The sequence below is a fragment of the Rhodococcus sp. CH91 genome (genome assembly GCF_022554085.1).
GTDB lineage: Bacteria > Actinomycetota > Actinomycetes > Mycobacteriales > Mycobacteriaceae > Rhodococcus.
On the sequence record NZ_JAKFYR010000006.1, the window covers coordinates 224,206 to 238,113 of the forward strand.

Below are 13,908 nucleotides of genomic sequence, written 5' to 3' on the forward strand. Positions count from 1 at the left end.
CGAACCCGCGGAAGGGAGACTCGTGCAGATCACGGGAGCAGTCCTGGAGGAGATCGGACGCCGACGCCGCTACGGGGACACCGTTCCCCTCAGCGTGGAGCTTCTCGAACTGGATCCGCCGGGCCCGGGCGAAGCGCTCGTCGAGATCGAATGCGCCGGGGTGTGCCATTCCGATCTGTCCGTCGTCGACGGCAACCGGCCGCGACCGGTACCCATGCTCCTCGGACACGAAGCGGCCGGACGCATCGTCGAGCTCGGAGACGACGCCGAAGGATTCTCGGTCGGCGAGCGGGTGGTCATGACGTTCATGCCGCGCTGCGGAGAGTGCGAAGGCTGCGCGAGCAACGGTGTGCGCCCCTGTATCCCGGGTTCGGCCGCGAACGCGGCAGGCACGCTGCTGTCGGGCGCGCGGCGACTGCACCGGCACGGAACCGACATCCACCACCATCTGGGTGCCTCGGCTTTCGCAACTCGTGCCGTCGTCGACACGCGATCCCTCGTCGGGATCGGCGACGACGTACCCGCCGAGGTCGCCGCACTCATGGGGTGTGCCGTACTGACCGGAGGCGGCGCGGTCGTCAACGCCGCCCGGCCCCGCCCCGGGGACACCCTCGTCGTCGTCGGCCTCGGCGGAGTGGGCATGGCCGCCCTGCTCGTCGCTCTCGCCCACGACGACGTCACCGTGATTGCAGTGGACACCTCGCCGGACAAACGCGCGACGGCCCGCACACTGGGAGCCGAACACGTCCTGTCGCCGGACGAAGCCGTCGACCGGGGCGTGAAGGCGAGACTGGTCGTCGAGGCCGCCGGGAGCGTGCCCGCTCTCGGCACGGCGGTCGCGCTCACGGGTCCGGGAGGAACCACGGTGACCGTGGGGCTTCCCGCACCCGACGCACGGCTGGAGGTGTCACCCGCAGCGCTCGTGGGCGAAGGGCGATCGCTGGTCGGCAGCTATCTCGGTTCCGCCGTGCCGCGGCGCGACATCCCCCGATTCGTGGACATGTGGCGCGAAGGGCGTCTTCCGGTCGAGCGACTGGTCACCGGCCGTCTCCCGCTGAGCCGGATCAACGAGGCGATGGACGTCCTGGCGGATGGAGCAGCGCTGCGCCAGATCGTCACCATGGACCGGAGTCCACATCCCCCGTCCACAACGGCGTCTCGGATGTCGTAGTCCACGACGGCGTCTCAGATGTCGTAGTCCACGACGACCGGCGCGTGATCGCTGATCCTCCGGTCCGGCGCCGGATCCCGGTCGGTCCCCGCAGAGACCGCGGTCCGGGCCAGTCGCGGGGTGGCGAGGTGGTAGTCGATCCGCCAGCCGGAATCGGCGGCGAAGGAATCCCCCAGCCACGACCACCACGAATAGGGGCCGTCCACCTCGGGATGGTGCCGGCGGACGACATCGACGAGGGTGCGCGGCGACAGCAGCGAATCGAACCACGCGCGTTCTTCGGGGAGGAACCCCTCGGCCTGATTGCGTCGCCGCCAGTTGCGTACGTCGTAGCGGGTGTGCGCGACGTTGAAGTCGCCCATCACCAGGAACTCCCGGCCCCGGGCGCGTGCCGCGAGGCGCGACCGCGTCAACTGGCGGGCGAAGGCGGACAGGAAACGCATCTTGCGCTGATAGCGGATCCCGCCGTCCGGTTCGTCACGCATGCGACCGGGCTTCTGGAGGTGCGCAGGAAGCCCGCCCTTCGGCAGGTACAGCGACGCGACGGTGACCGGCGCATCGGCGAGATCCACCTCCAGATACCGGCCCTCGTGGGCGAATTCGGACAGTCCCCGTGCCAGCGGTCCCCGGTCGAACTCGATCCGGTCGACGTGTTCGTCACCGGGCAGTCGCAGCAGAGCGGTGCCGCTCCAGGTGCGCACGGCCGCGGGCTCGTGGAGTGTCAGGATCCCGACGCCGTTGCGGCCCGGAAGAACGCCCTCCTCGTAGGCGAGGTGGTACTTGCCGAACACACCGGCAGGAATGGCCGGGGCAGGAGCGCGTACCTCCTGCAAGGCCACCACGTCCGGATTACGCTCGCGCAGCCAGTCCTCGAATCCACGTCGCTGGGCCGCACGAATTCCGTTGATGTTGAAACTCGCGATCCGCACGATCGTCCAGTCTAGGCAGCCGCCCGGCCGGTGAGGAACGGGACGACCGCCGCGGCGAAATCGCCCGCGCGGTCGCGGTGGACACTGTGACCGCATGCGAGTTCGCGCACCGAAGCCGAGGGGAGCAGTTCCACGGCGGCGTCGAGCAGTCGCGGGTCCACCAGGCTCCCCCGCCGCCTGCCCCGCAGGAGCATGGTGGGCGCCTCGAGACGCGGAAGGTGCTTCCACCATGCGGGATTCGGTGTGTGGAACTGGCTGACGACAGATCCGGTCATCGACCTGTCGAACGCCGTGACCGCGCGCGGGTTGAGCACCATGCTGGTCGTCGCATGCCACAGCTCGGCGGGGGTCGGGCGACGCGCCGGAACGGTCGGCACCGGATCACCTTCCCGCAACGGCAGGGGCGTCTCCTCGAGGACGAGACGCCGGACGAGGCCGGGATGCTGTTGCGCGACCAGCGATCCGACGTGACCACCGAGCGAGTGCCCGACGAGATCGACGGCCTCCATCCCGAGGTGGGCGCACAACCCGGCGAGATCGGCGGCGAAGTCGCCGAAGCGATACGACTCGGCCCGGGCACTGCGTCCGTGCCCGCGCAGATCGACCGTGATCACCCGCCTGCCCGCCTTCACCAGGGTGGAGGCGAACCGGGTCCACGTACTCCCGTCGCCACCCATACCGTGCACCAGCAGCACCGGCACGGAACGGGCGGCGACGGACGGGACGAACTCGCGGTACGCGAGGGTGACCCCGTTCGGTGCGGCGGTACGGACGGTGGATCTCATGTGGACCGAGCCTACTCAGTCGTAGACCCCCTCCACCCGCCAGCCGTCCGAGCCGAAGAGCACCAGCAGTACCCGGGATCCCTCGAGCAGCACCTGCAGGCGGGCAGCACACCGCGCGGCGACCGGATCCCACCAGTACTCGTCCACCGGCCACGGACCGGCCCATCCGGCCACCGTCCAGCTGCGACTTCCCCATCGCAGCCGAGCGGGTGATCCGCTGAGCAGACCGCGCTCGGTCACCCTCACGGGATTCCCCACGTCGTCGTCCAGCCTGACGGGCGGAGGAACGTTCAGGATCAGTGCCGGAGCGGGCGGAGGCAATCTGCCCGGCCACGGGGCGTCCGGATCGGAATGCGGCACCGCCTCGTCGCCGACGGGCACGAGAACGATCCGTTCGGCCGGACCGCGCCCGCCGCCGAGCACGGCCGTCCGGACGGCATCGCCACCGAGCAGTCCCTGCACCCGGATCAACGCCCGGCGCGCGCGTTCGTCCTCGTCTCCGACGCCACCCCACAAGCCCAGCTGCAACGCCCCCGAGGCCACGACCTCCACCGGTTCGAGCCGCAGCAGCACGATTCCCGCCGTGGGCCGGTTCGCATTGCGGCCCGTGAGCCATCCGTCCAGCTGCCACCGCACCCGATCGGCCGTGCCCTCGGGGGTGAGCGGCTCGGCACAACGCCAGGTGCGCGCGAGTTCTTCACCCGCTCCGGTGCGAGCGGTCACGAGCAGTCGTGTGCACGCCACCCCTGCCGCGGCGAGCCGGGTGTGGAGCAGTTCGGCGAGAGCGCGACCGGCGAAGGCCGCCGCGTCCACCCGCTCCACCGGCGGATCGCAGGGATGCTCCACCGTGAGCTCCGGGGGAATCGGCCGTCCCGACGGGGGACGTTCCGGCAGACCTCGCGCACTCCGGTGCGCGGCGACCACGTCGGCCTCGAATCGTGACGCCACATCGATCGGAGACAGCGCCGCGAATGCTCCGATGGTACGAATACCGAGTCGCCGCAACAGGTCCACGGTGTCGGCCCGCCGGGGAGCCGACAGTGCCGGTTCCACCGCGAGATACGAGACGGGGAGCGGAGCGAGGAATTCGGCGCCCGCGCCCGTCGGGACCAGCACGTTCCGCCTGGCAGCGAGGACTGCGGTGGACAATTCGTCGGCGACCCCGACCTGACATTCCACACCGCTCGCGGCGACCGCGTCGATCAGGGCTTCCGCGGCAGCCTCCTCCGAACCGAACCAGCGGACCACACCGCGGGCCGCGAGTACCACCAGACCCGGGCGTAGCAACTCCACGCTCGGGGCCACCGCATCGATCGCGGCCACCACCGCCTCGAACGTCCTCGCCTCCAGGTCCGGATCCGATCGGGTCACATGGAGTTCCGGGCATCGGGCCTGCGCCTCACGACGCCTCAGTCCGCGCCGCACCCCTGCGGCCCGCGCCGAAGCGGAACACGCGACGACCCGATTCGCCGACACCACGGCGATCGGCACGGTCGCGGGCAGTTCGGCGGCGGCACCGGCGGCCACCGCAGGCCAGTCTGGGCACCACAGTGCCAGGACCCGCACCGGTGCTCGGTCGTTCACCGGGCCGCCTTCCGCGAATTCCTGTCCTCCACCGGATTCCGATCGGCGTATGCCCAGGTGACGGCACTGTGGTCGGCGCTCACCTCGATGCGGGTGGAACGCGGAGAGAACGCTCGTCCGTGTGCCCGGACCGACAATCGCGTCGCACACAATCGGTCCCGCCCGGGACCGTCGACTCCGTGATAGCCGTCGACCTGCGCTTCGAGTCGCACCTGAGCCCCTTCCCAGCGACCGTCGGTGACCACGAGGACGGACTGCCTGCTACGGACCCGCGCTGCGACCGCACGTGCGCGAGAAGGAGATACCGTCGCTCCGCCGAGCCCCAGAACCACCAGGTCGATCCCGTCGAGCAGCACAGCCGCGATCTCCACGGGATCCGGCCCGGGATCGGGGATCACCGCCAGCCGGTGCAATCGGGCTCCCATCTCCGCAGCGGCCAGAAGACCCAACCGGCGCCGGCCGATCACGGCGGCATATCCCCCGGAGGCGGTCACGGAAGCGAGCACCCCGAGAAGGAGGGAGGTAGCGCCCGAGATCGACACGACACTGCCCCGCACCAGACCTCCGTGCGGCAACAGTTCCGCGAGGGGAGCCGGAACGGGAAGGATGCATTCGGAGGCGGTCTCGACCCGCCCTCGCGCGACGGACGGGACCTCGCCGCGTGCCGGTACGGCCGCGATGCGACGGCGCAACACCTCGACCCGCTCGGCGCGGAGAGTGCCCCGCCGAGCCGCTTCCTCGTCGTCCACCGGAAATTCGGCCACCTCGCCCACTGTCACCCCTGTCATCCGCCTGCCGCCTTGCACACACGACCGGCCGACCACGGGGAAGTCGTGGTCCGGCTCGAACTCTATTCGAACATACTTTCGACTCCGTCCAGTAGACCCGACCTCGCTCCTTCCCGTCAAGCGGAGGGCCGTAACCCCTCCGAACAGCGACTACGGCACAACTCACACGACTTCGCCCGGGGCGGGCATCTCCCATCGACTACGCTCGATCAGGTGGCAGAGCAGGCGTGGGCGGGACGGGCCGTAGGGCCGGATCACTTGGTGGCCGGTCGATATCGGCTCGATTCCAAGCTCGGAGGGGGCGGTATGGGTGCCGTCTGGCTCGCGCGCGACACCCGCCTGGGCCGCGACGTCGCCGTCAAACAGGTGATCTCCACGGCCGATCTCGCTCCCGACGAAGCCGAGGAACTCCGGCGCCGCGCACTGCGCGAAGGCCGGGCGGCGGCCCAGCTCACCCACGAGCACGCCATCTCGATGTACGACGTGGCACTGCACTACGGCGAACCGTGGCTCGTCATGGAACATCTGCCGTCCCGCAGCCTGGCGCAGGTGATGAACGTCGTCGACACCCTCCCCCCGTACGTGGTGGCACAGATCGGCGCGAACGTCGCCGACGCGCTCACCGCCGCACACGCCGTCGGGATCGTCCACCGCGACGTCAAACCGGGCAACATCCTCATCGCCGAACGTGGTCGAGGGGCCGGAATCGTGAAGATCAGCGACTTCGGCATCGCCCGGGCGAAAGGCGACAACGATCCGGACGGCGTGATCATCGGAACACCCGCCTATTTCGCCCCGGAGGTCGCGCGCGGCAACGACCCCACCGAGGCCAGCGACGTCTTCTCCCTCGGCGCGACCCTCTACACCGCCGTCGAGGGCCGGCCACCCTTCGGTTTCGAGACCGATTCGATCGCACTGCTGCACAGGGTCGCCCGAGGCGAGATCGTCATGCCCACGCAGACCGGCCCCCTCACCGAGCCCCTGCTCGAACTGCTCCAGCCGGACCCGTCACGACGCCCGACGATGGAGCAGGCGCGCGATCTCCTCGCCCGCGTTGTGCTCGGCCCCAGCGGGTCGGCGGCGAACCTGCGCGGCCGGCCCATCCAGTCCGAGGACGGGACGATCCCCTCGTGGGCGCAACGTTCCGCCCCGATCGCCGAGCCTCCCCGTCCACGAGGATCCTTCGTCGATCGTTCCCTCGCCGCTGCGGGGCAGACCGCCGGGGACACCCGGGCTTCCGGGAAGACCTTCTCCCCGGCCGGACTGCTCGACCGCCTCCTCCCGAAGGGACCCGTGCCCGACAACCCGCAGGACCGCATCGTCGCGTACGCCCCTCTGGCGATGGCCGCGATGGTCGCGGTGGTCGTCGTGGCGCTTCTCGTCGCCGTCGTCATCGCACTGGTCGTCGTCTGACGGGTGAGATGGCCGCGTCAGTCGATGCGGCGCCGATGCGCCCAGCGTGTCAACGCATTGCGGTTGGACTGCTGAGTCTTGCGCAGGACGTTCGAGGCGTGCGTCTCCACGGTCTTCACCGAGATCACGAGTTCCTCGGCGATCTCCCGATAGGTGTAACCACGAGCGAGCAGGCGCAGCACTTCGAGTTCTCGCGGAGTCAGCGAGTCGAGTTCGGGATCGAGCGGCGGCTCCGGCGCGGCCGACCGCCCGGTGAACGAGTCGAGGACGAAACCGGCCAGACGCGGGCTGAACACCGCGTCCCCGCCCGCGACCCGCCGGACGGCGTCGGCCAGATCCGGGCCGGAGATCGTCTTCGTCACGTATCCGCGTGCACCGGCGCGGATCACGGCGATGACGTCCTCGGCCGCATCGGACACGCTCAACGCCAGGCACACCGGCCCGTCCGGGATCCGCTGGAGCACCGCCACACCACCGCCGTCGGGCATGTGGACGTCGAGAAGCACGACGTCCGGTCTGCTCGAACCGATTCCGGCGACGGCGTCCGCGACACCCCCCGCCTCCCCCACGATCTCCATGTCGGGTTCCCGGCCCAACTCGGTTCGCACCCCCGAGCGGAAGACGGCGTGATCGTCGACCAGGAAGACACGGAACGAACGGTTGTTCTCGGTGGCACCCGAGGATGTCGCCGGAATCGAAGTCACTGAGTCTGCTCCTCGGGGCGGGGGTCGGTCACCTCCCACTCTAAGGTCGATACCGTCTCCTCATCCCGCTCGGTATGCTCCCGGCCGGCACGAGGCATGTGGATGCGGATCTCGGTTCCCTTGCCGGGGCTCGATTTCACCACGGTACGACCCCCGCGACGCTCGATCCGGGCACGAACGGATTTCGCCAATCCCTGCCTGTCGGCCGGGACCTCGTCGGGATCGAATCCGACGCCGCGATCACGCACGAACACGCTGACCTGATGCGGTTCGACCTCCGCGAACAGATCGACGCTGTCGACCCCCGCGTGCTTGGCCGCGTTGACGAGCGCCTCGCGGGTCGCGCCGAGCACCGCGGTCGCCGCCTCGGGGGACAGATCCTCGTCGTCGGGGGCGACATCACCGACGATGACGGGTTCGACCGACAACCCGTACTGGTCCTCCACCTCACCTGCGATGGTGCGCAGCGTCTCGGCAAGCGAGTACCGGGGCGACTCGTCCCCGCCGAACAGCCAGCGACGCAGTTCGCGTTCCTGGCTGCGTGCGAGCCGCACGACCTCCTGCTGGTCGTCGGCCTGCTTCTGGATGAGAGCCAGCGTCTGCAGCACCGAATCGTGCAGGTGCGACGCGATCTCCTCACGCTCCTCGTTGCGCACCCGGGCCGCGCGTTCGGCTTCGAGAGCACGCCACATCCGGATCCACAACGGCACCGACAGCAGTGCCGCACCCATCAGGGTGACCACGACCGCCAGCAGGGACGAGCGCAATGCCGCGACGTCGACCTGCGCGATGACCATCACGCCGAGCCCGGTGACGACGAGGGTCAGACCACCGAGCACCCGGGCCCACGCGAGGACCGTCGGATGAGCCGGCAGACCGAGCACCGATCGCGGCCCTTCGACGTCGAACTCGCGCCACACGAGGGCAGCACCGACGACGACCACGATGATCGGAACGACCACTGCGGCGGCTCCACCGCTGAGCAGCCACGAGAGCCCCACCGCCAGACCGATTCCCATGAACGCCAGGCCGATGGCACGGCGGCGCTCCGATCCGGTGGGACGCTCGGTATCCGAGCCCGGAGGCACGAACATCCACAGCAGGCCGTAGGCCGCGATACCGAATCCGCCGAGGGCGGAGAGCACCGTGAACGCGACCCGCACCTTGGTGGCATCGATGCCGAGATGATCGGCGAGACCACCGGCCACACCGCCCACGACGCGACCGCCCACGCGCCGTTCGAGGCGCGGAACGGTGACGGGTAATCCAGGTACCGGTTGCACACTTCGATACTGGCACGGACCCGGCCGTCCGGGCATCGGGGACGAACCCTGAGGTCCCGGCGCCGATCGGGCTCTCCGAAATCAGGGTTCGTCCCTGATGTGCTGCGCGCCGGGTCGCGCCAGGATTGACGGCATGGACACGAGGAGCTTTCAGGACCAGGTGGCGGACATGTGGCGGACCCGCCCCGTGCGCCTACCGAAGGAGGGCCACGTCGCCGGCGTGTGCTCCGGAATCGGGGTGCGGTACGGCGTCGATCCCGTGCTGCTCCGCGTCGTATTCGTCGCTTCGGCCCTGTTCGGCGGCGGCGGTCTCGTGCTCTATCTGGCAGCCTGGCTGCTCTTCCCCCGTCACGGAGACGAGGTCTCCTCGCTCGAATCGCTCGTCGGGCGCGGGTCCGGTTCGGATTCGACGACCAAGGTCGTCGTCATTCTTGTGGCCCTGGCGATCGCGGCGGGGGCCATCGGCCCGATCGGGGCGGGATCGGGGGGCTCCGGTTTCATCGGAACACTCCTGCTGCTCGGCGGGTGGTGGCTGCTGTACCAGCGGCAGCCCGAACCACCTGTCCTCCCGGCTCCGGAAGGAACACCCGTTCCCGCCCAGCCCTCCTTCCTCCACCCGCCGATGACGCACCCCTTCCACTCCATCCGGGCCGTACATACCGGCACGGTCCCGGCGAGCACGGACGAGCCGGCCCCGAAGACGTCCGAGAGCCCGGACGCCGCCGGGGCACCGGATTCCTCGGAGGCTTCGGACACCACGGTCACAACGGACACCACGGAGAGGAATTCGTCCCCGATGCCCGATCTACGCAAGGACACCGACCCGCCGCAACCGGGCGCCGAGACGCTCTCCCCCGAGCGCCACTCCCCACCCGAATGGGACCCGCTCGGAGTCGCCCCGTTCGCCTGGGACCTGCCCGAGCCTGCACCGAAACGCGAACCCGCCGTCGTCGAGAATCGGCGGTCGCGCCTGACCACCACCGTGCTCGGGCTCGCGGTGATCGCTGCGGCCGTCACCGGCGCGCTGGGCGCTGCCGCCGATCTGGCCTGGGTGACACCAGCCCGCGTGGGGGCCGTGGCCCTCGCCGTGATCGGCGTGGGTCTGCTGATCGGCGCGTTCCTGCGCCGCGGCCAGGGACTGCTCGTCGTGACCGGTCCCCTGCTCGGGTTCGTCGTCCTGGCCTCGCTCGCCGGACCGACCGGCCGGCCCCTCTCGTCGATGGACACGTCGTCGTGGGGCAACCGGAACTGGTCTCCGACCACCACCGAACAGCTGCAGTCGGAGTACGACTTCCGGTTCGGTTCCATGAACCTGGATCTGCGCGGACTCGACCTCACGGAGGACCGCACGGTACGGATCGACGGCCGATTCGGCAGCGTCGAGGTGCTGCTGCCCGAGGATCTCGACGTCCGGGCCACCTGTACCGCCAAGGCAGGATCCGTCGAGCGATGCCCCGAACCCGGACTCGACACGGGCGGAAACGGTCGGGAAGGGCCGGTCCTGACACTGGACGCGGCCGTGGAATTCGGATCTCTGGAGGTGCGCCGTGGCTGATCACGACACCGGAACGTGCAGCGAGAACAAGGCCGGACGCACCCGCCGGCGTCCTTCTCCCCTGCTCCTGCTGTCCGCGCTGGTCGCGCTGGTGGTGAGCGGGTGGGCGATGATCGGGCCGTTCCCCCTCGACGTCTTCGCCTCCGTCGACCTCGGGTGGGTGCTCGTGGGCGTCGCACTGGTGGTCGGGGCGGTGCTGGTCCTCCTCCCCAGCCGTCGGGGTTCGTGACGGAAGGACGACGAAGAACGACAGGGAAGAACACGGCGTCCCCCGGACCGATCCGGTCCGGGGGACGCCGCTGTCTCACCCGCTGCGAAGAGCAGGCATCACTCCCACTCGATGGTTCCCGGCGGCTTGCTCGTCACGTCGAGCACCACGCGGTTGACGTCGGCGACCTCGTTCGTGATGCGCGTGGAGATCCGCTCGAGGGTCTCGTAGGGCAGTCGCGTCCAGTCGGCGGTCATGGCGTCCTCGCTCGACACCGGACGCAACACGATGGGATGACCGTAGGTACGGCCGTCACCCTGGACACCCACGCTGCGGACGTCGGCGAGCAGGACGACCGGGCACTGCCAGATCTGGCCGTCGAGCCCGGCGGAGGTCAGCTCCTCACGGGCGATCGAGTCGGCGCGACGCAGGATGTCGAGGCGCTCGCGGGTGACCTCGCCGATGATGCGGATGCCCAGGCCGGGGCCGGGGAAGGGCTGACGGCCGACGATCTCCTCGGGCAGGCCGAGCTGGCGGCCCACGGCACGCACCTCGTCCTTGAACAGCAACCGCAGCGGTTCGACGAGTTCGAACTCGATGTCTTCGGGGAGCCCGCCGACGTTGTGGTGGCTCTTGATGTTCGCAGTACCGGAACCGCCACCGGACTCCACCACATCCGGGTACAGGGTGCCCTGCACGAGGAACTTCACGGTTTCACCCTTGTCGGCGCCTTCGCCGAGCACCTCGGAGACCGCACCCTCGAAGGACCGGATGAACTCGCGGCCGATGATCTTGCGCTTGGTTTCCGGGTCGGTGACGCCCGCGAGCTCACGCAGGAACGTCTCGGACGCGTCGACGGTGATCAGACGGGCGCCGGTAGCGGCGACGAAGTCCTTCTCGACCTGCTGCCGCTCGCCCTCGCGCATGAGCCCGTGGTCGACGAAAACACAGGTCAGACGGTCGCCGATGGCACGCTGCACCAGGGCGGCCGCGACGGCGGAGTCGACACCACCGGACAGGCCGCAGATGGCACGGCCGTCGCCGATCTGCTCCCGCACCTGCTCGACGAGTGCGTCGGCGATGTTCGCTGCGGTCCAGTCACCGGGAATCCCGGCGATGTCGTGCAGGAACCGGCTGAGCACCTGCTGGCCGTGGGGAGAATGCAGAACCTCCGGGTGGTACTGCACACCGGCGAGCCGGCGGGCGCGATCCTCGAAGGCCGCGACCGGCGCGCCGGCGCTGCTGGCCGTGACCTCGAAACCCTCGGGCGCCTCGGTGACGCCGTCGCCGTGGCTCATCCACACCGGCTGGGTGGGAGGCAGGCCGTCGTGCAGCACACCGCCCGAGACCGACATCTCGGTGCGTCCGTACTCGCGCGAGCCGGTGTGCGCGACCGTGCCGCCGAGCGCCTGGGCCATCGCCTGGAAGCCGTAGCAGATTCCGAAGACGGGGACATCGAGGTCGAACAGTGCAGGATCGAGGCGCGGAGCACCTTCCTCGTACACGCTGGCGGGCCCACCGGACAGCACCACGGCGCGGGGGTTCTTCGCAGCGATCTCCTCGACGCCGGCCGTGTGCGGCACGACCTCCGAGTACACATTGGCCTCGCGTACCCGCCGAGCGATCAGCTGCGCGTACTGGGCTCCGAAATCGACGACGACGACCGGTCTGGACTGCTGACTTTGCGACACCCGAACAGTCTAAGCGGCCGCGCCGGGTGTTCCCGACGCGGCCGCTCATCCGGTCTCTTCGCTGATCGCTATGCGACGCCGCTGTGCTTGATCTCGACGACTGGCAGCCGCAGCGCGCCGGGAGCGTCGACGGGCACCACCGGATTCTTCGGTTCGACCGGCGCGATCCGGCGGTAGGGCTGCCCCTGCTCGGGACGGAGGTCGTTCTCCCCCTTGTTCGGCCACAGTGCCGCAGCGCGTTCCGCCTGGGCCGCGATGGTGAGTGACGGGTTGACGCCGAGATTGGCGGAGACCGCGGCCCCGTCGACGACGCTCAGCGTGGGGTATCCGTACACGCGGTGATAAGGATCGATCACGCCGTGATCGGGATCGGAACCGATGACCGCGCCCCCGAGGAAGTGCGCGGTGAGCGGAATGTTGAAGATCTCCCCCCATGTGCCCCCTGCCACACCGTCGATCTTCTCGGCGATGCGCCGGGTCGCCTCGTTGCCGGCCGGGATCCACGTCGGATTCGGCTGTCCGTGGCCCTGCTTGCTGGTCACCTTGCGCCGGCCGAAGAGACCCTTGGTGGTGTAGGTCGTGATGGAGTTGTCGAGATTCTGCATCACGAGGGCGATGATGGTCCGCTCGCTCCAGCGGTGCACGGACAGCATCCGGAGCATCTTGACGGGATTCTTCACGACCTGTCCGAGGAATTTCGCCCACCGCGGGACCGGGCCGTCGCCGTCCGTCATGAGCGTCTGCAGCAATCCCATGGCGTTGGATCCCTTGCCGTACCGCACCGGTTCGATGTGCGTATCCGGCGTCGGATGGAAGGACGACGTGATGGCGACACCCTGAGTGAGCTCCAGATCGCGGTCGACACTCATCTTGCCTGCACCGACGATGGATTCGGAGTTGGTGCGCGTGAGTTCGCCCAGTCGCCCGGACAGCTCGGGCAGCGCCCCGGTGTCCTTGAGATGGTGCAGCAGGTGCTGCGTTCCCCATGTGCCGGCCGCGAGGACCACATGCGAGGCCGTGTAGGTCCGGCGCTTCTTGCGGACCCAGGCGCCGGTCCGTTCGGTGATCACGTCCCAGCTGCCGTCGGGGGCCTGACGCAGGTCGGTGACGGTGGTCAGCGGGATGATCTCGGCTCCGGCGCGTTCCGCCAGACCCAGATAGTTCTTCACGAGAGTGTTCTTCGCTCCGTGCCGGCAGCCGGTCATGCACTCACCGCACTCGATGCATCCGGTGCGATCCGGGCCGACACCACCGAAGTAGGGATCGGCCACCGTGCGTCCGGGTTCACCGAAGAACACGCCCACGGGCGTCTGGATGAAGGTGTCGCCGACACCCATGTCGTCGGCCACCGACTTGATCACCTTGTCGGCGTCGGTCATCCGGCCGTACCGAACGACGCCGAGCATCCGCTTCGCCTGGTCGTAGTACGGACTCAGCTCGTCGTGCCAGTCGGTGATGTGGGCCCACTGACGGTCCTCGAAGAAGGGAGCCGGGGGCTTGTAGAGGGTGTTGGCGTAGTTCAGCGACCCGCCGCCCACCCCGGCACCCGCGAGGATCAGGCAGTCGCGCAGGAGGTGGACCCGCTGGATTCCGAAGCAGCCGAACTGGGGAGCCCACAGGAATCGGCGCAGGTCCCAGCTGGTCTTCGCGAAGTCGGCATCGGCGAAGCGGCGGCCGGCCTCGAGAACGCCGACCTTGTACCCCTTCTCCACCAGCCGCAACGCCGTGACGCTTCCGCCGAAACCCGAACCTACGATCAGGACGTCGTAGTCCGTGACCCGCTGCTTACCCATGGAA

General features: G+C 69.4%; 12 protein-coding genes. 4 read left to right on the forward strand and 8 right to left on the reverse strand.

Annotated features, from left to right (window positions below):
* Positions 1-22 precede the first annotated feature (22 nt).
* Positions 23-1,171 (forward strand): alcohol dehydrogenase catalytic domain-containing protein, encoded by a 1,149-nt coding sequence (locus tag MOM01_RS14035; RefSeq protein ID WP_241386035.1) that lies wholly within the window; start codon positions 23-25, stop codon positions 1,169-1,171.
* A gap of 14 nt (positions 1,172-1,185) precedes the next feature.
* Here MOM01_RS14035 and MOM01_RS14040 read toward each other — a convergent pair whose 3' ends face one another.
* From MOM01_RS14040 to MOM01_RS14055, 4 genes are read right to left on the reverse strand one after another with little or no spacing between them, the layout of a single operon-like run.
* Complete coding sequence (locus MOM01_RS14040) at positions 1,186-2,100, reverse strand: exodeoxyribonuclease III (RefSeq protein WP_241386036.1); 915 nt, start codon at positions 2,098-2,100, stop codon at positions 1,186-1,188.
* 11 nt (positions 2,101-2,111) lie between these two features.
* Entirely contained in the window at positions 2,112-2,885 is a 774-nt protein-coding gene (locus MOM01_RS14045; protein ID WP_241386037.1) for an alpha/beta fold hydrolase, read from the reverse strand.
* Positions 2,886-2,900: 15 nt separating this feature from the next.
* Positions 2,901-4,469: a DNA polymerase Y family protein gene (locus MOM01_RS14050; RefSeq protein ID WP_241386038.1), complete on the reverse strand. Its 1,569-nt coding sequence runs from the start codon at positions 4,467-4,469 to the stop codon at positions 2,901-2,903.
* Positions 4,466-5,242, reverse strand: coding sequence for a hypothetical protein (locus MOM01_RS14055; protein WP_241386120.1), 777 nt, complete (start codon positions 5,240-5,242; stop codon positions 4,466-4,468). Before MOM01_RS14055 ends, MOM01_RS14050 begins: the two co-directional genes overlap by 4 nt.
* A 276-nt stretch (positions 5,243-5,518) precedes the next feature.
* Here MOM01_RS14055 and MOM01_RS14060 point away from each other — a divergent pair, with 276 nt between their 5' ends.
* Positions 5,519-6,670: a serine/threonine-protein kinase gene (locus tag MOM01_RS14060; RefSeq protein ID WP_241386121.1), complete on the forward strand. Its 1,152-nt coding sequence runs from the start codon at positions 5,519-5,521 to the stop codon at positions 6,668-6,670.
* Positions 6,671-6,687: 17 nt separating this feature from the next.
* Here the strand turns inward: MOM01_RS14060 and MOM01_RS14065 are convergent, their stop codons facing one another.
* Together MOM01_RS14065 and MOM01_RS14070 are read right to left on the reverse strand one after the other, a co-directional pair.
* A complete protein-coding gene (locus MOM01_RS14065; protein WP_241386039.1) occupies positions 6,688-7,374 on the reverse strand; it encodes a response regulator in 687 nt (228 codons plus the stop codon).
* Entirely contained in the window at positions 7,371-8,657 is a 1,287-nt protein-coding gene (locus tag MOM01_RS14070) for an ATP-binding protein (protein ID WP_241386040.1), read from the reverse strand. Before MOM01_RS14070 ends, MOM01_RS14065 begins: the two co-directional genes overlap by 4 nt.
* A 133-nt stretch (positions 8,658-8,790) precedes the next feature.
* On the opposite strand from MOM01_RS14070, the gene MOM01_RS14075 reads away from it, so the two are divergent.
* Together MOM01_RS14075 and MOM01_RS14080 are read left to right on the forward strand one after the other, a co-directional pair.
* Positions 8,791-10,212, forward strand: a complete 1,422-nt coding sequence (locus MOM01_RS14075; RefSeq protein ID WP_241386041.1) for a PspC domain-containing protein — start codon at positions 8,791-8,793, stop codon at positions 10,210-10,212.
* The gene (locus tag MOM01_RS14080; RefSeq protein WP_241386042.1) at positions 10,205-10,441 is read left to right on the forward strand and encodes a hypothetical protein; all 237 of its coding nucleotides are present in this window, start codon (positions 10,205-10,207) and stop codon (positions 10,439-10,441) included. The genes MOM01_RS14075 and MOM01_RS14080 overlap by 8 nt, the downstream gene beginning before the upstream one ends.
* 98 nt (positions 10,442-10,539) lie before the next feature.
* Here the strand turns inward: MOM01_RS14080 and guaA are convergent, their stop codons facing one another.
* Both guaA and MOM01_RS14090 read right to left on the reverse strand, forming a co-directional pair.
* Positions 10,540-12,111 carry a glutamine-hydrolyzing GMP synthase gene (guaA, locus tag MOM01_RS14085; protein WP_241386043.1) on the reverse strand — a complete coding sequence of 524 codons (1,572 nt, stop codon included), beginning with the start codon at positions 12,109-12,111 and terminating at the stop codon, positions 10,540-10,542.
* A gap of 68 nt (positions 12,112-12,179) precedes the next feature.
* Entirely contained in the window at positions 12,180-13,904 is a 1,725-nt protein-coding gene (locus tag MOM01_RS14090; protein ID WP_241386044.1) for a GMC oxidoreductase, read from the reverse strand.
* Positions 13,905-13,908: the final 4 nt, after the last annotated feature.